The organism is Vibrio sp. qd031 (assembly GCF_002100145.1).
Classification (GTDB): domain Bacteria; phylum Pseudomonadota; class Gammaproteobacteria; order Enterobacterales; family Vibrionaceae; genus Vibrio.
Genome location: NZ_JXQD01000004.1, coordinates 132,195 through 150,605, shown reverse-complemented (window position 1 = coordinate 150,605; position 18,411 = coordinate 132,195). Strand labels below are relative to the sequence as shown.

Genomic DNA, 18,411 nt, shown 5'->3' with positions numbered 1-18,411 from the left:
ACTTAGCTTGTACGCTGTGAATGGAATTCAGAAGCGATTAACTAAGAGCGAACTTTGCTTAAATTGTGTGCGACTATCTTATCGATCATTGAAGCGTGAGCTAAATTCTCACTGCGACCGTGTCCCATTATCCAGGTGAAAAGATCCGGATCATCGCACTCTAACAACGACACGAAATCTTTCTGCTCTTGTTCCGTTAACGACTCAAAGCACTCTTCAAAAAAAGGCATTATTACCACATCGAGCTCGAGCATGCCTCGACGGCAGGCCCATTTAATACGGGCTTTGTCTTCTGTACTGTACATGTCACTTCCTTGGGCAAAGTTAGTCCTTCGAGTGTAACAAGGTGTTTGCCACTGCACTATCGCTTCACTGCGTTAAACCGCCTAACGTCACAGAAATTAAAGCTGTACAAAAAAAAGCTTTTAGACAAATGGGCTTAAGCTAATTACCATGTTGCTAATGATCTTAGTGGTTTACCACTCACCACAATACGGCGATAGCAGGAAAGCACATCATGACCGACATATATTACAACCAAATAAGCACTAGCCCGTTAACCACACCTTGTGCCACTTGGTTAAAAGATTGGGCTTTAATCACTGTAACGGGCCCAGATAGTAAATCGTATTTGCAGGGTCAACTGACCTGTGATGTTGTTTCACTCGAAGCTAATCAGTTCACATTCGGTGCCCATTGTGACGCCAAAGGGAAAGTCTGGAGCTTGTTTAGGATTTTTCATATCGACGATGGGTACGGATTGCTATTACCTCGATTAGGCGCAGAGAAAGCCTTATTCGAGCTAAAAAAATATTCGGTTTTTTCCAATTTAGAAATGGTGCTGTCTGAAAGTGAGTTAGTGGGCATCATTGCAGATGAGCCTGTTGCTCTAGACAAAACAGCAGAGCTTCAATCAGTGAACGTCGACGCCACTAGAACCCTCATCATTGGCACAGAAAAACGTCTGCAATCACTTATCGATGAGCACTCTTTGTCATTGGTAGAGCAAGGCATTTGGCAACAGCACGACATTGCCAACGGCATTCCTCGTGTGGATGAGAACAATCAAAATCAGCATATCCCGCAAGCCTTTAATCTACAGGCCATAGGTGGGATTAGCTTTGATAAAGGTTGTTACACGGGTCAAGAGACCGTTGCTCGGGCAAAGTACAGAGGAACCAATAAGCGTGCCTTGTTTATTGTCACTGGGTTGATGGACCCTGGCGCAACTAAACCATTATCGCTTGAACGCGCAGTCGGCGAAAATTGGCGCAGTGCTGGGCAGTTAATTGAATGTGTTGTGGTTGGAGAAACGGCTTACGCCACCATTATTCTAGCCAATGACACCGCCACTGATGCTCAACTTCGCCTCGCTGGTACCGATACTCTGTGGACACTTGGTACGCTACCTTACACACTTGATGAGCAAGAATAACCCTTTGGTGGCGATCTTAGATCGCCACCAGATTCCTTATACCCTACATAGTCAATCTTACTCGACTCGAACTATCGAAGAGACTGCACAAGCGCGCGGGATCTCTGCTGACAGCATGCTCAAATGTGTATTGATGAGAGATTTGGATGATCAGTTGTATCTCGCCTGTACCCGCGGAACAAAGCGCGTAATTCCGCAAGCAGTTCGCTCCCATTTTGATTGTCGACGAGTCACCTGTGTCGCCCCCACGGATGTGGAATCTCGCTGTGGGTACGCCCTAGGCACCGTCAATCCAGTACTACTGCCAACAAGCGTTTTCCGAGTATTCGATCATCATATAGCCTTAGCAGAAAGTATCACCATTAGTAGCGGCAATCCTCTATTAGGCATTGGCATTAAGTACGCAGACCTTATAGAGCTGTGCCGTTTGTTAGGTCATCCCGTACTGGTTAGCTCAGTCCGATAATCTCAATGTAGAGACATCTGTTGCATTATTTCATGCTGTTACCGATCGAGATCTTACTCTCAGGTCATACCAATGATTTTTATTGGTTTTAAATTGAATAAATATTCATCTGCATATATTGTGATTTCACTCTTTAGGAAGCCCAAGATACTCTGTTTGAGCATCTCATTCTTATCGAGCACAGCAGATGACTAATAACTCAAGTTATCCTGCTGTTCTGTGTAATGCATCTGTGACTTTTGACCCACCTCTGTGTGGGTTCTTTTTTTGCATAACAATGCAATCCAATGAATTCTTCGCAAATATTGAACTTTTTTACCTGAACCTTAGTCTATATTCATACTTACGATAATCTTTTGTTTAGCGCAAAAGTTTGGATACCCGCATTGAAATTCGGTGGTGCAATCCTAAAAATATAATTTTGTGCTACAAAGCACGCTAAACAGCGTACCTTTTATTGGTTTCGAAGACGAGCGCGCAAAATCACCAATACGTATAAGGAAAAATCCAGTTTCTCTAAAACAGTCACAAAGCTGTCACTGGTGTGAGTTTATAATGCACCCGCAATACATAAGGACAATAATAATGAGAAAATTTAAACGTTACCTTCCGGGGCTGATTGCGAAACATGTGATGCGTCTATTTAAAGGCAGTATTTATATCTACGGAATCGGACGATTTGAATTTGATGAAGGGAAACTCATTTTGCCAAAGCAAGCTAAGCAACTTGACTACAAAACCGTTAAAGAAGTTAACGAAGAAGTAAAACGCCTACGCTTCGCATACGCATAAATCAGTTGGTTAAGAAAAAGGGCATCCTATGATGCCCTTTTACTGAATGAATATGCGCTTAATTAACGTGCGTTTGGGTCTAAAACCCCTTTTGCGAGATTGGGCAGCTCACCCTTCAACCCTAGCGCACGGTTCATAATTTCATGTTTAGCTCCTGGGAGCTGGCCAGCAAGGCTCATCCCAATTCCACGAATGAGTTTTTTCGCCGGGTTATCACCTTCAAACAGGTCTTTAAAGCCTTGCATCGCAGCAATCATTTTAGCTGCTTCGGCTTTTCTCCAACGTTCATATTGGCGCAGATTTGCTTTGCTACCAATATCTTTTCCTTTATCAACCAATGACGCGAGCTCTTGCGCCAGAGCCGCTGCATCTAAAAGCCCTAAATTGACGCCTTGGCCTGCTAGCGGGTGGATAGTATGGGCTGCATCGCCAACCAAGGCCACTCTCTCTACAACAAAATCACGAGCATACCTCATGGTCAAAGGGAATGCTCGACGCGGAGATTGTAGATAACTCATCCCCAATTTGGCATCGAATTCAGCGGTTAATGATTTTTCAAACTCGCCATCACTCATAGACATCAGTCGCTCGGCTTTTTGAGACTCGACTGACCAGACAATGGAGCTTAGATGCGATTGATGCAGTGGTAAAAATGCCAGCGGCCCTTGAGGGGTAAATGCTTGACGCGCCACCTGCTGGTGTGGCGCGGTGGTACGTACATTGGCCACAATGGCCGTATGTCCATAATCCCAGTGAGTCAAAGGGATATCTTGCTGCTTACGAACCCAAGAGTTCGCACCATCAGCTCCGACAACAAGCTTAGCCGTTAGACCTTGTCCATTGTCTAACATCAACCACGCTTCAGACTCGCCTATATTTAGTGACTGACATTTGACTTGGCTAAACAGGGTTATGTGATTCTCGCGTTTAACTTGCTGGTATAACGCATGAGTAATGATTTGATTTTCGGCTATGTAACCCAGGTTGCTTGGAGACATTCGCAGAGCGTCAAACTCAATCTTAGCAAAACTGTCTTGCTCCCATACTTCCATAGCTTGGTAAGCCGTCACGCGTGATGCTTCAACCTCTGGCCATACCCCTAGATTTCTAAAAATATTCTCACTTGCCCGGCTTAACGCAGAGACTCGACTGTCTGGCTCATTGGAGATAGGCGTACCCAAGTTTTGACTCTCAATAACCGCGACTCTTAACCCTAATGGCTTAAGTGCAAGCGCAAGAGTGAGACCAACCATTCCGCCGCCAATCACAGCTATGTCTACATTATTCATCATGATGTTTCTTCTCTATTTGAGTCATCGCTTGTCATCGAATGTTTGGGGGTCACGCTTACCCACCCCAGAGTTCGCTCAATCAGCGGTCGCTGAACAGGAGATAGCCAGTCCATCGCCATCAATCCGATGTTGCGAGAGGCACTAACCAATATATTGTCTGTTGAAAATGTTGCTACGAGAGAGTGGGTGAGTAAACAGGTATTATCTACGTCAGTTTTTCTCGCTTTCTGGTAATTAAGCAGTTGCAAAGCGCTGCCAAGCTCATAGGCCTCACTCGCAATCTCTCCGACCAGTGTCACAACATCACGCAGTCCTAAGTTAAACCCTTGCCCTGCGATCGGGTGCAGCGTTTGTGCCGCATTACCTATCGCTACAACACGATGATGCGTGGTTGAATGTCGACGGTGCATGGATAAGGGATACTGGCTACGCTGACCGGCTTTCAAAATTCGACCAAGGCGCCAACCAAAAGCCGCTTGCAGGTAATCGATAAATTGCTGATCCGAATACTCACTTACTTGTCGTGCTTGTGACTCGCTTACACACAGCACCAGCGACATGCGAGATTGATTAGGGTGCTCGGCACGCATTGGAAGCAGCGCGACAGGTCCCGAGGAAGTGAATCGCTCATAGGCACACTGTTCATGGGAAACCTGAGTAACAATATTGGAGATAATGGCATGTTGACCAAATGGAATAACGTCACGCTTCAACCCGACTTGCTCACAGGTGCTCGAAAAAGTCCCATCCGCTGCAACAATGAGTTTCGCACTCAAATGTTGTCCGCTGGTGAGTACCACGTCGACCCTTTCGATATGCTGAACAATCTCTTTTACTGTATCCGGCTGGTAGAGGTCAATGCTGCTTTCTTTCAAAGCCCGAGTCAGTGATTCACCGACATGCTCAAGCTCAATGACCGCCCCAAGCTGCCCAACACCATAACCTTGTGAGGTCATTTCTGTTGCACCAGCGTGGCCTTTATCCGACACCTCAATTCGAGAAATGGGCTGTGCATACGACGAGATATACTGCCACAAGCCTAACTGTTTCAGTTGATCGATTGAGCCTTGTGCCAAAGCAATCGCTCGTGCATCAAATCCTGGGGGTACGTGATCCCTAGAACTGGCTTCGATCACCGCTATGCGCAAAGGTTGCTTTAGCCCTTCAAGCGCTAGAGCCAAACAACTTCCTGTCATCGCCCCACCGACAATGATCACATCATATTCGGTCACTCAGAACTCTTCCTTAATGCAATTTTGGCTTAGATTTTGATATTGATTTTGATATTGTACTGGGTTTGTTTTGGCGAGCGAGCTCAACATGGACAGTCAAAACACACGCTTTAACGTGTTCTAGTACTTGCTCCAGCAAATCCGCTTGTTCTTCGAGATCGTCGTTTTCATCGATACCCAGTTTCGAAATTTCCTCTAAGTCGCCCATTGCTTCTTTTACGTCGGCTGGGAGTTTATTGAGCTTCGAATTGGCTAAGCCAACACCAGAAATAAAGTGATTCACCCACTCTGTCACCGCATCAGCATAGGTCATTAAATCGTCCCCATCAGGAAGCAACATTGATAACTCAAAACTTCCATCTCCGAGCTCGTTTGAGGCAAAATCAAACACCGTGTTCGCGTAGTTTAGCGCTGACATCGGCCAGCCCATCCCGTCGTTTGTGTAATCAAACAACATCGGCTGCCAGGTTGCTTCAGACGTAGTAACGCCTCCACAAATCATTCCAATTAGAAGCCCTTGCATTTCAGCCGGCGTGACCGCTAATGATTGCTGCGATAGCTCTTGAGCAATCTGCTGATAAGGAGGGAGAGAAGTTGCGCTCATGTTGATAGTCTCACTGCTAAAATGTACTCGCTATCCTATCATGTTCACCAAAGTGTTGGAAAACCGTCGCTTAGCGTTTATTTGCTTTGATCATAAGTCTTTCGATAATGAGCAAATAAATTGGCTGCGTAATAGGCAAGTTGAACAAAATATCACTGTATAGACCCCAAATGCCTCACTTCAGAAGTGAAAAGCTTGAATCTTAGAATCGCATTTTCTATAGTTCGAAAGCTGTGGCAACGGAGATTTGTCCAACCCTCTTAAGAGAATGAGTGATTCATTAATGAGTAATCAAGCGGTCGAAGTAGAAATTCTGGGGAAACTGACTCGGGTAGCCTGTCCTCCGGGACAAGAACAAGCCCTTATTAACGCCGCCAAGGAATTGGATCGTCGATTGAAATCGATGTCTGAAAAAACTCAAGTGTTAAACGCAGAAAAGCTTTTAACCATAGCTGCGCTAAATGCATGCTATGAATTACTCGAATCACAAAAAGTCAGCACGACAGAGCTGGACAGTATCGAAAACAAAATGGCACAATGGAGTCAGCAGCTGGATGCGGCTTTAAACAATGTGACACGGAAAGAGTCAAACGAATAAATTTCCCTGGGGTGTTCGTCAGTTGGATGCAAGTCCCTGAGCCGATAAGCAATACCTAAGGGTTAGTATTTAATAGCTATTGAGCAAGCTTGGCTAGTACCGAGAAGCCTACGGTTATTATTGCTGATCCGCCTTGAACCAGCTGGTTCAAGGGCCACACATCCGCAACGGCACTCTGGGGTTCCCTTTCATGATTAATCACTCGTCAACGCCTTTACATACAGGCATGACTCGAACAGAGTTCAGACAAGTCATTCGCGCTCGACGTAATCAACTGACCGAGCAACAGCAGCAAAATGATGCACACCAATTACTCGACACCTTATTGAATGTCGATGAATGGGTTAACGCGTCGACCATAGCCCTTTATCTTAGCTTTGATGGAGAGATCGACACCCAAAGCTTGATTCAATGGTGTTGGGATCACGGCAAGCGCGTGTGCGTTCCGGTGCTACATCCATTTTCTAAGGGACAGTTGTTGTTTTTGGAGTACACGCCCTCAACGCCCATGCGTATAAACCAATACAACATTGCTGAACCAATACTTAATCAGTTATCTATCGTACCTGTCGCGACCATTGACCTTATTGCAACGCCGCTGGTTGGATTCGACAGCCATGGCCACCGCATCGGCATGGGGGGTGGGTATTATGATCGTACGTTAGCGCCGTTTCTGCATTCCACTACTGGTCCGTTGGCTCTAGGGCTAGCACATCATTGTCAACACGTAGAAAAGCTGCCTACAGAGTCTTGGGACGTCCCATTGCCCTGTATTGTGACGCCCAGCAAAATTTGGCGTTGGTAATCACGCTTAGGCTGCTATAATCTTGCCGCAACGAGCTACACACCGTTATTGACGCTACTGGAGATAAGCATGACACAAGACGAAATGAAAAAAGAAGCTGGCTGGGCCGCTCTAAAATACGTAGAGCCTAACAGCATTGTTGGGGTTGGAACCGGCTCAACGGTAAACCATTTCATTGATGCTCTTGGTAGCATGAAAGAGGAAATTAAAGGCGCGGTATCGAGCTCTGAAGCTTCGACTAAGCGTCTACAAGAGCTTGAAATTCCTGTATTTGATTGCAATGAAGTGGGTGGACTTGATGTCTATGTCGACGGTGCTGATGAGATCAATGCAAATAAAGAAATGATCAAAGGTGGCGGCGCAGCCCTCACTCGCGAAAAAATCGTTGCGGCTATCGCCGACAAATTCATTTGCATTGTTGATGATACAAAAGCGGTCGACGTTCTTGGACAGTTCCCACTGCCTGTTGAAGTGATTCCAATGGCGCGCTCTTTTATAGGTCGAGAATTGGTCAAGCTGGGCGGCGATCCAGCCTACCGTGAAGGTGTTATCACCGATAACGGCAACATCATAATCGATGTTTATGGTCTATCTATCACCAACCCTAAAGAGCTAGAAGACAAAATTAATGCTCTACCTGGTGTAGTAACCGTTGGTCTATTCGCGCACCGTGGTGCCGATGTCGTGATTACGGGTACCCCACAAGGTGCAAAAATCGAAGAGTAAATCGATTAAAAACTGTATTTGACTTTCAAACGGCGCATATAGCGCCGTTTTTTGTAGTTTGAAAACAGAAAAAGCGTGTTTTTTTCGTAATTTTCTTACCCATCACTTCATTTTTCTGATAATTTATTGGTCACAATAAATACAATAAAAACGATTGCGCGGTAGCGCATAGCAAATACACATTGCCTGCAACAGGTATTCAGCAAGGTTTAAGGATGACAAGCCATGAGCAAAGTTTCACTGCCCAAAGAAAAGATTAAAATACTGCTTCTAGAAGGTGTTCACCCTTCATCTGTAGAAGTACTAGAAGCCGCAGGTTATTCAAACATTGAATACCATAAAGGCTCACTTGCTGAGGAAGAACTGCTAGAAGCAGTAAAAGACGTCCATTTTATCGGTATCCGTTCCCGTACTAACCTTACCGAAGAAGTGTTTGCCGCGGCCAATAAACTGGTTGCTGTTGGGTGTTTTTGTATTGGTACCAACCAGGTAAACCTAGCCTCAGCCGCTAAACGCGGTATTCCAGTCTTTAACGCCCCCTTCTCTAACACTCGAAGTGTTGCTGAGTTGGTCTTAGGTCAAACACTGCTGCTATTGCGCGGCGTTCCAGAAAAAAATGCCCTTGCGCATCGTGGTGTGTGGAAAAAAAGTGCAGATCACTCCTACGAAGCTCGTGGTAAACGTCTCGGTATTATCGGTTATGGTCATATTGGTACTCAGCTAAGCATTCTCGCAGAAAACCTAGGTATGCGTGTCTACTTCTATGACATCGAAAACAAACTCACTCTTGGTAACGCCACTCAAGTTGCCACCATGGCCGAGCTTCTTAACAAGTGTGATGTTATCTCATTGCACGTCCCTGAGACGAAAGAAACGAAGGACATGATGGGCGCTGAGCAGTTTGCTCTAATGAAACCTGGCGCAATTTTTATCAACGCTGCTCGTGGCACCGTTGTCGATATTCCTGCACTATGTGACGCACTGCAAAGTGGTCATATAGCTGGTGCTGCGGTTGACGTGTTCCCTGTTGAGCCAGCGACCAACTCAGACCCGTTTGAATCCCCGCTAATGCAATACGACAATGTGCTCCTAACTCCTCACGTAGGCGGTTCGACTCAAGAAGCTCAAGAGAATATTGGCGTTGAAGTAGCAGGTAAGCTAGCAAAATACTCAGACAATGGCTCAACCCTATCGAGCGTGAACTTCCCAGAAGTATCACTACCTCAGCATAGCAATTGTTCGCGTCTATTACACATTCACGAAAACCGTCCGGGTATCCTTACGCAAATTAACACCATCTTTGCGACCGAGGGCATTAACATCGCAGGACAGCACCTGCAAACAAGCAGTGACATTGGTTATGTAGTGATTGATGTCGAGACATCGCGCTCTGAAGAAGCTTTGGCGAAACTAAAGCAAATTGAAGGGACAATTCGAGCTCGAATTCTTCACTAATTCTGCCGTTCGACCCGACTTTAATTGTACAAAAGCCACTTCTATAAGAAGTGGCTTTTTTTTTGCTGCGACTTAATGGCGTTAGTTCAGTTGATAGATTACCTGTACATCGTCACTAATGCTTATCGTAGCATCTGTATAATCTTTAGTATTGCGTGATGAACCGAGTGCGACATGCTCGCTTACATTGGCTCGTATCGGACCTCGATGCTGGTAATTGACCTGCCAGACATCTCCAAGCTCACGCTCAAAACCTGCAGCAAGTGACGCAGCCTTCTGATTTGCGTCTCTAATTGCCGCCATTCTGGCAAGCTCTCGGTAGCTCTGCTCTTCAGACACCATTAGTTTCACATAATCAATACTGTTGATCCCCTCCCCTAAAGCATCGCTCAGTAATACATCCAGTTTACTCAAGTCTTTGACCGTAACTTTCACTGTGCGAGTTGCGCGATAGCCGATGGTTTCGGTTTTGCCGCTTTCTGTTCGATGATACTCAGGACGTAAACTGATATTGGCACTATCGATGTGATCCGACAATATCCCTTGGTTGATAATGCGCTGAGTAAAATCAGCCACAACCTTATCCACCACTTGTTTCGCCTTCTGCGCATCCACATTGCTTTCTACTACCTTTACCGAAATCTCTGCGTGATCGGGTTTGGCATTCACTTCACCATAACCTGTGACAACGACATGAGGAAAATCAACATCTGCTGCCAAAGCACTTCCCGCCCATAGCAACGCAATAACCCACCAAACTTTCAACATACTGATTCCTTCATTTAGGTTCACGCTGAATCGCTTTTATCAACGAGCATATAAAAATCCAAGCTTACTTCTATATTGACCACTCAAATTGCAATAAGTGCCGGAGCGACTCCAATTGTGCCCAAAAAGCAAAAAACGCACCTAATAAGGTGCGTTTCATTTTTATCAAGCAATCTATTGAAAATTACTCTGGCTTGTTCAAGTGAACATCCATTTGCGGGAATGGAATTTCAATCCCTTCGCCGTCTAAACCTTCTTTAATTGCCTGCAATGTATCAAAGTAAACATTCCAGTAATCTTCGGTGCGAACCCAAGGACGTACCACAAAGTTAACTGACGAATCAGCGAGCGCTACGACACCAATTTGGATCCCAGGCTCTTTAAGAATACGCTCATCAGCCTCAAGAATTTTATGGATCACTTCTTTGGTCTTTTTAAGATCGGCTGAGTATGAAACACCTATGACGTGATCGATCCGTCGAGTATCATGTCGTGAGTAGTTAGTAATTGCTCCGCCAATGACTGCCGCATTAGGTACAACAACCATTTTATTATCAGGCGACTTAAGTACTGTTTGGAAGATTTGAATCGCTTCTACTGAACCTGCAACACCACCGACTTCGACGTAATCTCCAGACTTAAACGGTCTAAAGCCAACTATTAATACACCAGCAGCAAAGTTAGACAGTGAACCTTGCAAGGCAAGACCAACAGCTAAACCAGCAGCACCAATAACAGCCACCACTGACGCGGTTTGCACCCCGATGCGACCAAGCGCAGCGATAAGGAAAATAACAAACAATAGGTAACGCACCATCGCTGATAAAAACTCGACAACGGCTGGATCCAGATTACGTTTGGTCAGTAGCCTACCAATGCTACGGCCTACACCTTTAGCAACAAGGTTACCAATGAATAGAATAAGAATGGCGGTAATGATATTGACACCATAGCCAATCAATAAATCAGAGTTATCAGCAACCCAAGTGGTGGCATCTGCGACAGTATCAACAACATCCATTGGGGTAACCAGCTCTACGGGTTCTGGTACTACGGTTTCTTCAGACATGATTCTTCCCTAAACAATATTTGGTATAAAGGTTTTACTTGGTCTGCTAAACATTAATGACAAATACAAAAGATGTGAACATAACAAACCAGTGGCTATAACTACAGCGCAAACAACTATATACAAATTGAAAACAAAGAGTAAGCGTACAAATAAAAAAAAACCTGCCAATTGGCAGGTTTTTCATAAATTAGACTTTCGTATTAAAGAACGTCTACAGCGTTTAGGTCAGCAAATGCTTTCTCTAGACGAGCAACCATTGACGCTTGACCAGCACGTAGCCATACGCGTGGGTCGTAGTATTTCTTGTTAGGAGCATCGTCACCCGTTGGGTTACCGATTTGACCTTGTAGGAAATCACGGTTGTCAGCTTCGTACTGACGGATGCCATCCCAAGTTGCCCACTGTGTATCAGTATCGATGTTCATTTTAATAACACCGTAACCGATAGACTCTTGGATTTCAGCTTCAGTAGAACCAGAACCACCGTGGAATACGAAGTTTAGAGCGTTAGGTGCGATACCAAACTTCTCTGCACAGTATGCTTGAGAGTCACGTAGGATAGTTGGAGTAAGAACAACGTTACCTGGCTTGTAAACACCGTGCACGTTACCGAAAGAAGCTGCAATAGTGAAACGTGGGCTAACAGCGCTTAGTTTCTCGTATGCATATGCTACGTCTTCAGGAGAAGTGTAAAGCTCAGATGCGTCCATATCAGAGTTATCTACGCCGTCTTCTTCACCACCAGTACAACCAAGCTCGATTTCGATGGTCATGTTCATCTTAGCCATGCGCTCTAGGTACTTAGCACAAGTTTCGATGTTCTCTTCTAGAGACTCTTCAGAAAGGTCAAGCATGTGAGAAGAGAATAGAGGCTTACCAGTTTGAGCGAAGAACTCTTCACCCGCGTCTAGTAGTCCGTCGATCCAAGGAAGAAGTTTCTTAGCAGCGTGGTCAGTGTGCAGGATAACTGGAACACCGTAAGCTTCAGCAACAGCGTGAACGTATTTTGCACCCGCTACTGCGCCAAGGATTTGTGCACCTTGACCTTCTAGTTTAACGCCTTTACCTGCAAAGAATGCAGCGCCGCCGTTAGAGAACTGAACAACAACTGGAGATTTAACTTTAGCTGCTGCTTCAAGTACTGCGTTTACAGAGTCAGTACCTACAACGTTTACTGCTGGAAGAGCGAACTTGTTCTCTTTTGCTACTTCAAATACTTTCTGTACGTCGTCGCCAGAGATTACACCTGGTTTTACGAAATCAAAGATCTTAGACATGGATGTCATCCTATTTCTGTCGTTAATTTAAAATAAAGCGGCTTGCTTAAAAGTTGCGCAAAGTCTAGCACAGGATAATCCCGAACTCACTATTGCGCTGCAAACCTAAAATAACAAAAGGGCGAGAAATTTGTCTCGCCCTTAAAAAGTTAAGCTTTTGCGCGCTCTTCAAGCATCGCTACTGCAGGAAGAACTTTACCTTCAACAAACTCAAGGAAAGCACCACCACCGGTAGAGATGTAAGAAACGTCAGCCTTGATACCGAACTTATCGATAGCAGCTAGTGTGTCACCGCCACCTGCAACAGAGAAGCCTGCAGAGTCTGCGATTGCCTTAGAAATGCCTGCTGTACCCGCTTCGAAGTTTTTGAATTCGAATACGCCAACCGGGCCATTCCAAAGGATAGTTTTTGCGTTAGCAATGATGTCCGCTAGTACCGCAGTTGAATCTGGGCCCAAGTCGAAAATCATATCATCGTCTTGTACGTCGGCAACGTTTTTGATTTCTGCTTCTGCATTTTCATCAAACGCTTTTGCACAAGCAACGTCAGTGGCGACCGGGATAGAACACTCTTTCATTAGCTTCTGAGCTGTTTCAACAAGGTCTGCTTCGTAAAGAGACTTACCAACGTTGTGACCTTCAGCTGCAATAAAGGTGTTTGCGATACCGCCACCCACAACCAATTGGTCAGCAACTTTAGATAGCGACTCAAGTACCGTTAGTTTAGTTGATACTTTTGAACCACCAACAATAGCAACAAGTGGGCGCTCTGGGTTATCCATTGCTTTGCCTAGAGCTTCAAGCTCGGCTGCAAGTAGAGGACCTGCACATGCAACTGGAGAGTAAGTACCTACACCATGTGTAGATGCTTGAGCGCGGTGAGCCGTACCAAATGCGTCCATGACAAAGATGTCACATAGCGCTGCGTACTTCTTAGAAAGCTCTTCTTCGTTTTTCTTCTCGCCTTTGTTAAAGCGAACGTTTTCAAGAACAACCAATTCACCAGTGTTTAGCTCAAGACCGTCTAGGTAATCTTTAGCAAGTTTAACGTCGCAGTCTAGTGCGTCGTTAAGGTAGTTAACTACAGGCTGTAGAGAGAACTCTTCTGCGTATTCACCTTCAGTCGGACGACCTAGGTGAGAAGTAACCATTACTTTTGCGCCAGCTTCTAGGCACGTTTTGATGGTTGGCAGAGACGCAAGGATACGTGCGTCAGAGGTCACTTTACCGTCTTTTACTGGTACGTTTAGGTCAGCGCGAATGAAAACGCGTTTGCCAGCCAGGTCAAGGTCGGTCATTTTAATTACAGACATGTTTCTTCCTCTACATTAAAGTTTTTTAAAGCTGTAGCTCAGCAGTGTGCTGAGTCATTGAAACTGATTCTATATGCTTTGTATGGGGACGACTTATATTTATTTCAACCTGTGAAATATAACCCAAAAGCAAAAATTTTTCCGTTACTTTTCTGCATTGTCCATCGCAATTGCAGTATCCAACATGCGGTTGGCAAAGCCCCACTCGTTGTCACACCAAACCAACATCTTTACCAGTGTTTCGTTACTGACTCGGGTTTGGGAACCGTCCACAATCGCGCTGTGCGGATCGTGATTAAAATCGATGGAGACGAGCGGCTTTTCAGTATAGTCAACAATAGACTGTAATGTAACCTGAGACGCCTCTAAAATGGTTTGATTTATGTCATTAACTTTCACTTTTGTAGCTAAGGTAACGCTTAAATCCATCGCAGTGACGTTAACAGTGGGCACACGAACCGAAATCGCCTCAAATTTGTTGGAAAATTTCGGAAATATTCTTTCGATGCCTTTGTGTAATTTAGTATCCACAGGAATGATCGATTGACTGGCACTGCGAGTTCTTCGAAGGTCTGGGTGGTAGGCATCGATCACTTGCTGATCATTCATCGATGCGTGGATCGTAGTGATCGTACCCGACTCAATGCCAAAGGCATCATCGAGCAGTTTTATCACTGGCACTATACAGTTAGTGGTGCATGATCCATTGGAGACCACGTTGTGATCCGCTCTCAATGTCGTATGATTTACTCCATAAATTATGGTGTTATCGAGATCGTTTGCGCCCGGGTGTGAAAACAGCACTTTCTTCGCACCAGCCTGAATGTGCTTTTGCCCGTCAGCTTGCGAGCCAAACACACCAGTACAGTCTAAAACAATATCGACGTTAAGGTCCCGCCAAGGCAATAGATCGATATCCGCCAGATGTAAAATGCGAATTTCATCTTGGCTGCCATCATGAGCCCTTATGTAAAGGTGCTCTTGGGTGTTATCCACTTTGTGTGAAAATCGACCGTGGCTTGAGTCATATTGAAGTAAATGAGCCATCGCATCGGGTTGGGCCAATTCGTTGACCGCCACCACTTGTATTTGATGGTTTTTCCCACTTTCGTATAGCGCTCTTAGTACGTTTCGACCTATGCGACCAAAACCATTTATGGCAACTCTTAACATCTTTTTTCTCAATGACTCGATTTTAAGTGTGTACCTTAAACCAACCGCAGGGTGATGCAAAATAAAATAGCCACTTGCAGTGCTTCACGAGTTAACTGCTCTCGAGTAAAAACTGCTCGAACTGCTCAACCGCAGAGCGACTGTGCTGGGTAAGTGAAGAAATGTAGTAGCTTTTCCCAGAACTGACCGTCGCGTCAAAAGGTTGTATTAATCGACCTAGCTCAATATCCCTACGAGCGAGCTCTACATCTCCCATTGCAACCCCAAAGCCGCCAATCGCAGCGTTCACCGCCTGGTCTAAAGTAGCAAAATGCTGATTGGCTTGACTGAGCACGTTATTTCCAAGGGTTTTCGCCAACCACAACTTCCAGTCCTTATGCTCAGAGCTTGGGTGCAACCAAGTTAATCCAGTAAGTTGCTCGACGTCCGGCAGGTCACTTTGCCACATTGCGGGAGATACCACGGGTGACAGCTTTTCTGCAAACAACAATCGAGAGTAGTATGGCGGCAATTGTTCATGTTCACTGTAACGAACCCACAGATCAAAGTGATTAAGATCAGCCACACTAGTGTGTTTAGTAGTAGCGGTTAACTCCACTTCGTGATCAGGAAAACGCTGTTGAAAGCCGGCAATTTTCTGTAAAAGCCAGCTACTGATGCAACTTGGCGCACAAATTCGCACCGTATTTTGAGTGTTTGATAATGCACTTTTGGCCAATTGCAGTTCGATGATCGCTCTTTGCGCATACTGCAAAAACACGTAACCGGATGGTGTCAATTTAAGCCTGCGGGTAAGCCGCTCAAATAAGCTCACTCCCATCTGATCTTCTAAAGATAATATCTGCCGACTAATAGCGCCTTGCGTCATATTAAGTTGCTCTGCTGCATGAGTGAAATTAAGCAGCTCTGCTACGACGACAAACACTTGCAAGCTTTTTGTTGAAGGGAGACGTTCCAAATCTTTATCCATTAAAAAAAATCATGGATAGAATGCCATTTTTTCTATGGTCACAAAAGCGACATCACCATAAATTATGCATCAGATAACAAATTATTCTCATCTTAACGTACTATTTGTGGGTAAAAATGCACTGCGACTCTAGCCAAACTTCAAAAAACCCGGCTTCACTGGCGCCAAAGGCAATACAAAAGTTAATACCATACCAATCTGCAAGGCGAATTGGTGGAGAAGGTAATGTATGGCTAAATGCCAATGAACTGGAACACGCCATCGATTTTGGTCAACGGAGCGAAGAAAACCGCTACCCCGACTTTTTGCCACAGACGTTGGCCAGTGCTTACCAACAGTACGCGCAAACCACGCACCCCGTAGTTGCAGTAAGGGGCGCCGATGAGGCGATCGATCTGATCATTCGCAGTTTTTGTCAGCCACAACGAGACAGCATTGTCATTAGCTCTCCCACTTATGCGATGTATCAATTCTGTGCCGATGCCTTTTATATTGACTGTATTGACGTTCCATTAACGGAGCAATTCTCCCTCAATACAAAAGCCTTGGCGCAACAGGCAGCAACAAGCAAAGTCATTTTTGTCTGCAACCCCAACAACCCAACCGGCAATGTACATTCCATAGAGTCCATAGAACAGTTACTCAAACAAATCGATGGCCAAGCGTTAGTCGTCGTCGATGAAGCTTACATCGAGTTTAGTGAAAGCCCTTCCGCTGTTGGATTAATCGCTGACTATCCGAATTTAGTGGTAATACGCACACTGTCAAAAGCATTTTCTCTAGCGGCAACCCGTCTTGGGTTTATCATCGCATCACCGCAAGTCATGGGTATTATCGAGCGCCTTATTGCCCCATACCCAATTCCAGACTGCGCAGCAACTATCGGCTTAGCTGCTCTTTCGGGCAAGGGCATCCATAAAATGCTCGACGCTACAAAGGCGCTACTCGTTACCAAGCAGCGCTTTATCGATTCCATTAAGCAGTTGGAGGTGATCGACACGATTGTCGATTCGCACACCAACTTCGTTTTACTTCACTCCCGCTCGCCACTGTCGCTGTTTGAGTTTTTAAAACAGCACGGCGTTGTGACCCGCCATCAAGATCACGAGCCCGCTTTACGCGATCATGTTAGGATCACCATAGGTAGTGACACCTCAATGCAATTGGTTGAAACACTGATTGCTCAATATAATCAACACTACTTACAACAAGGACGAGTTGAACAATGAATAAGTATCTCTCAGTCATATTTGCCGCCGCAACCCTACTTTCTACCTCTGTAATAGCAAAAGAAGTAAGGCTGGCGTCAGACTTTACTTACCCACCATTTAACTACAAAGACAGCAGTGGCAAACCTGTAGGGTTTGACATTGAAATCGCAGATGCATTGTGCGCAGAAGCTCAACTTGAGTGCGTATGGGTATCACAGGGTTGGGATGCGCTGATTCCAAGCTTACTGTCTCGCAAATCCGATGTGATCATGGCATCGATGCGCATAACAGAAGATCGTAAGAAAAAGGTGCTGTTTACCAACAAGTATTATCAAACACCTGCTCGCTTTGTTGCCGCTAACGACGTCTCAGATGGCATTTCCGTAGATGCACTTAAAGACAAAGTCATTGGTGTCCAAGGTGGCACTATTCACGACCGTTACGTGACCGATAAGTTTGGCGACGTAGCCAAGATCAAACGATACAGCGGACAAGATGAAGTATACATCGACATGCAAAATGGGCGCTTAGACTACACCTTTGGTAACGCCGACCAGCTTCTATTAGCGTTCTTGGAGAAAGACCAAGGCAAAGGATTTGAGTTTAAAGGCGAAGCCGTTACCGACAAAGAATACATTGGTGAAGGCACTGCACTAGCGCTACGTCAGCAAGATAAGCAACTGGCAGAGAAGTTTAACCTGGCAATTCAAGCCATCAGAAATAACGGCACTTACGACAAGATCGCCAGCAAGTATTTCACATTCGATATCTACGGTGAGTAATCAAATTTCAAACTAGCACCGTCAGTTAGGTAGCAAAGCCCAATTGAGCGAAGACTCCATTGGGCTTTTTTTGTAATAACGCACCATCATTTCTCTGCCGCAATAACAGAAATTTCCACCAACAACTCTTCTCGAGCCATATCCGCCGTGACACAAGCGCGAGCTGGCGCATGACCTGCGGGTACCCACGCATCCCATACCGCATTCATGGCTTGAAAATCGTCCATGGTTTTAATGTAAATTGTTGCTGAGAGCATATGGTTTCGATCGCTTCCTGCTTGAATCAGCAGTGCGTCTACTTTATCGAGCATGGTTTGGGTTTGCTCAGTAATATCTTTGGTCGCATCGGCACACACTTGGCCACACAGGTAAATTGTGCCGTTATGTTTAACAATACGGCTCATACGGGCCTTAGTTTCTTGGCGTTCAATCATTTTGTT

General features: G+C 45.2%; 20 protein-coding genes and 1 other RNA gene. 10 read left to right on the top strand and 11 right to left on the bottom strand.

The window, feature by feature from the left end; genetic code table 11:
• Positions 1-41: 41 nt before the first annotated feature.
• Positions 42-305 (bottom strand): succinate dehydrogenase assembly factor 2, encoded by a 264-nt coding sequence (locus tag ST37_RS03755; protein WP_084883915.1) that lies wholly within the window; start codon positions 303-305, stop codon positions 42-44.
• 212 nt (positions 306-517) lie between these two features.
• On the opposite strand from ST37_RS03755, the gene ST37_RS03750 reads away from it, so the two are divergent.
• From ST37_RS03750 to ST37_RS03740, 3 genes are all read left to right on the top strand, one after another.
• Positions 518-1,435 carry a hypothetical protein gene (locus ST37_RS03750; protein ID WP_084883914.1) on the top strand — a complete coding sequence of 306 codons (918 nt, stop codon included), beginning with the start codon at positions 518-520 and terminating at the stop codon, positions 1,433-1,435.
• On the top strand, positions 1,422-1,901 hold the full coding sequence (locus ST37_RS03745) for a YbaK/EbsC family protein (RefSeq protein WP_172400925.1): 480 nt from the start codon (positions 1,422-1,424) through the stop codon (positions 1,899-1,901). Before ST37_RS03750 ends, ST37_RS03745 begins: the two co-directional genes overlap by 14 nt.
• Before the next feature lie 585 nt (positions 1,902-2,486).
• On the top strand, positions 2,487-2,693 hold the full coding sequence (locus tag ST37_RS03740; RefSeq protein WP_084883911.1) for a DUF1107 domain-containing protein: 207 nt from the start codon (positions 2,487-2,489) through the stop codon (positions 2,691-2,693).
• Between the two features lie 62 nt (positions 2,694-2,755).
• On the opposite strand, the gene ST37_RS03735 is transcribed toward ST37_RS03740, so the two are convergent.
• The 3 genes from ST37_RS03735 to ST37_RS03725 are packed head-to-tail and all read right to left on the bottom strand — an operon-like array spanning position 2,756 to position 5,821.
• A complete protein-coding gene (locus ST37_RS03735) occupies positions 2,756-3,985 on the bottom strand; it encodes an FAD-dependent 2-octaprenylphenol hydroxylase (protein ID WP_084883909.1) in 1,230 nt (409 codons plus the stop codon).
• Positions 3,982-5,217 carry a 2-octaprenyl-6-methoxyphenyl hydroxylase gene (gene ubiH / locus ST37_RS03730; protein ID WP_084883908.1) on the bottom strand — a complete coding sequence of 412 codons (1,236 nt, stop codon included), beginning with the start codon at positions 5,215-5,217 and terminating at the stop codon, positions 3,982-3,984. The genes ST37_RS03735 and ubiH overlap by 4 nt, the downstream gene beginning before the upstream one ends.
• Positions 5,218-5,230: 13 nt before the next feature.
• Positions 5,231-5,821, bottom strand: a complete 591-nt coding sequence (locus ST37_RS03725) for a YecA family protein (RefSeq protein ID WP_084883906.1) — start codon at positions 5,819-5,821, stop codon at positions 5,231-5,233.
• A gap of 283 nt (positions 5,822-6,104) precedes the next feature.
• Here ST37_RS03725 and zapA point away from each other — a divergent pair, with 283 nt between their 5' ends.
• The 5 genes from zapA (at position 6,105) to serA (ending at position 9,405) form a co-directional block, all read left to right on the top strand.
• Positions 6,105-6,419 (top strand): cell division protein ZapA, encoded by a 315-nt coding sequence (gene zapA / locus ST37_RS03720; protein WP_084883904.1) that lies wholly within the window; start codon positions 6,105-6,107, stop codon positions 6,417-6,419.
• A non-coding RNA gene (ssrS, locus tag ST37_RS03715) (6S RNA) lies at positions 6,420-6,605 on the top strand.
• Positions 6,606-6,609: 4 nt separating this feature from the next.
• Positions 6,610-7,224 (top strand): 5-formyltetrahydrofolate cyclo-ligase, encoded by a 615-nt coding sequence (locus tag ST37_RS03710; RefSeq protein ID WP_242426209.1) that lies wholly within the window; start codon positions 6,610-6,612, stop codon positions 7,222-7,224.
• A gap of 69 nt (positions 7,225-7,293) precedes the next feature.
• The gene (rpiA, locus tag ST37_RS03705) at positions 7,294-7,950 is read left to right on the top strand and encodes a ribose-5-phosphate isomerase RpiA (protein ID WP_084883903.1); all 657 of its coding nucleotides are present in this window, start codon (positions 7,294-7,296) and stop codon (positions 7,948-7,950) included.
• A gap of 225 nt (positions 7,951-8,175) precedes the next feature.
• Positions 8,176-9,405 carry a phosphoglycerate dehydrogenase gene (gene serA, locus ST37_RS03700; RefSeq protein ID WP_084883902.1) on the top strand — a complete coding sequence of 410 codons (1,230 nt, stop codon included), beginning with the start codon at positions 8,176-8,178 and terminating at the stop codon, positions 9,403-9,405.
• Positions 9,406-9,486: 81 nt separating this feature from the next.
• On the opposite strand, the gene ST37_RS03695 is transcribed toward serA, so the two are convergent.
• From ST37_RS03695 to ST37_RS03670, 6 genes are all read right to left on the bottom strand, one after another.
• The gene (locus ST37_RS03695; protein WP_084883900.1) at positions 9,487-10,173 is read right to left on the bottom strand and encodes an SIMPL domain-containing protein; all 687 of its coding nucleotides are present in this window, start codon (positions 10,171-10,173) and stop codon (positions 9,487-9,489) included.
• A gap of 184 nt (positions 10,174-10,357) precedes the next feature.
• Positions 10,358-11,242, bottom strand: coding sequence for a small-conductance mechanosensitive channel MscS (mscS, locus tag ST37_RS03690; protein WP_084883898.1), 885 nt, complete (start codon positions 11,240-11,242; stop codon positions 10,358-10,360).
• Positions 11,243-11,445: 203 nt separating this feature from the next.
• The gene (gene fbaA, locus ST37_RS03685; RefSeq protein WP_084883897.1) at positions 11,446-12,522 is read right to left on the bottom strand and encodes a class II fructose-bisphosphate aldolase; all 1,077 of its coding nucleotides are present in this window, start codon (positions 12,520-12,522) and stop codon (positions 11,446-11,448) included.
• Between the two features lie 149 nt (positions 12,523-12,671).
• Entirely contained in the window at positions 12,672-13,835 is a 1,164-nt protein-coding gene (locus ST37_RS03680) for a phosphoglycerate kinase (RefSeq protein WP_084883895.1), read from the bottom strand.
• A gap of 144 nt (positions 13,836-13,979) precedes the next feature.
• Positions 13,980-15,008 (bottom strand): erythrose-4-phosphate dehydrogenase, encoded by a 1,029-nt coding sequence (epd, locus tag ST37_RS03675; protein WP_084883894.1) that lies wholly within the window; start codon positions 15,006-15,008, stop codon positions 13,980-13,982.
• 91 nt (positions 15,009-15,099) lie between these two features.
• Positions 15,100-15,978: a LysR substrate-binding domain-containing protein gene (locus ST37_RS03670; protein ID WP_084883892.1), complete on the bottom strand. Its 879-nt coding sequence runs from the start codon at positions 15,976-15,978 to the stop codon at positions 15,100-15,102.
• A gap of 116 nt (positions 15,979-16,094) precedes the next feature.
• On the opposite strand from ST37_RS03670, the gene hisC reads away from it, so the two are divergent.
• Both hisC and ST37_RS03660 read left to right on the top strand, forming a co-directional pair.
• On the top strand, positions 16,095-17,207 hold the full coding sequence (gene hisC, locus ST37_RS03665; protein ID WP_084883891.1) for a histidinol-phosphate transaminase: 1,113 nt from the start codon (positions 16,095-16,097) through the stop codon (positions 17,205-17,207).
• Complete coding sequence (locus tag ST37_RS03660) at positions 17,204-17,971, top strand: transporter substrate-binding domain-containing protein (RefSeq protein ID WP_084883889.1); 768 nt, start codon at positions 17,204-17,206, stop codon at positions 17,969-17,971. The genes hisC and ST37_RS03660 overlap by 4 nt, the downstream gene beginning before the upstream one ends.
• 86 nt (positions 17,972-18,057) lie before the next feature.
• Here ST37_RS03660 and ST37_RS03655 read toward each other — a convergent pair whose 3' ends face one another.
• Entirely contained in the window at positions 18,058-18,405 is a 348-nt protein-coding gene (locus ST37_RS03655) for a RidA family protein (protein WP_084883888.1), read from the bottom strand.
• Positions 18,406-18,411 lie beyond the last annotated feature (6 nt).

Bases quoted from the DNA above. Each gene is read 5' to 3' on its own strand.
- mscS (WP_084883898.1), bottom strand. From the start codon at position 11,242: ATGTCTGAAGAAACCGTAGTACCAGAACCCGTAGAGCTGGTTACCCCA.
- ST37_RS03725 (WP_084883906.1), bottom strand. From the start codon at position 5,821: ATGAGCGCAACTTCTCTCCCTCCTTATCAGCAGATTGCTCAAGAGCTA.
- ST37_RS03750 (WP_084883914.1), top strand. From the start codon at position 518: ATGACCGACATATATTACAACCAAATAAGCACTAGCCCGTTAACCACA.
- hisC (WP_084883891.1), top strand. From the start codon at position 16,095: ATGCACTGCGACTCTAGCCAAACTTCAAAAAACCCGGCTTCACTGGCG.
- ST37_RS03680 (WP_084883895.1), bottom strand. From the start codon at position 13,835: ATGTCTGTAATTAAAATGACCGACCTTGACCTGGCTGGCAAACGCGTT.
- ST37_RS03660 (WP_084883889.1), top strand. From the start codon at position 17,204: ATGAATAAGTATCTCTCAGTCATATTTGCCGCCGCAACCCTACTTTCT.
- rpiA (WP_084883903.1), top strand. From the start codon at position 7,294: ATGACACAAGACGAAATGAAAAAAGAAGCTGGCTGGGCCGCTCTAAAA.
- ST37_RS03710 (WP_242426209.1), top strand. From the start codon at position 6,610: ATGATTAATCACTCGTCAACGCCTTTACATACAGGCATGACTCGAACA.
- ST37_RS03745 (WP_172400925.1), top strand. From the start codon at position 1,422: ATGAGCAAGAATAACCCTTTGGTGGCGATCTTAGATCGCCACCAGATT.
- epd (WP_084883894.1), bottom strand. From the start codon at position 15,008: ATGTTAAGAGTTGCCATAAATGGTTTTGGTCGCATAGGTCGAAACGTA.
- ST37_RS03695 (WP_084883900.1), bottom strand. From the start codon at position 10,173: ATGTTGAAAGTTTGGTGGGTTATTGCGTTGCTATGGGCGGGAAGTGCT.
- ST37_RS03655 (WP_084883888.1), bottom strand. From the start codon at position 18,405: ATGATTGAACGCCAAGAAACTAAGGCCCGTATGAGCCGTATTGTTAAA.
- serA (WP_084883902.1), top strand. From the start codon at position 8,176: ATGAGCAAAGTTTCACTGCCCAAAGAAAAGATTAAAATACTGCTTCTA.
- ST37_RS03735 (WP_084883909.1), bottom strand. From the start codon at position 3,985: ATGATGAATAATGTAGACATAGCTGTGATTGGCGGCGGAATGGTTGGT.
- fbaA (WP_084883897.1), bottom strand. From the start codon at position 12,522: ATGTCTAAGATCTTTGATTTCGTAAAACCAGGTGTAATCTCTGGCGAC.
- ST37_RS03670 (WP_084883892.1), bottom strand. From the start codon at position 15,978: ATGGATAAAGATTTGGAACGTCTCCCTTCAACAAAAAGCTTGCAAGTG.
- ST37_RS03755 (WP_084883915.1), bottom strand. From the start codon at position 305: ATGTACAGTACAGAAGACAAAGCCCGTATTAAATGGGCCTGCCGTCGA.
- ST37_RS03740 (WP_084883911.1), top strand. From the start codon at position 2,487: ATGAGAAAATTTAAACGTTACCTTCCGGGGCTGATTGCGAAACATGTG.
- zapA (WP_084883904.1), top strand. From the start codon at position 6,105: ATGAGTAATCAAGCGGTCGAAGTAGAAATTCTGGGGAAACTGACTCGG.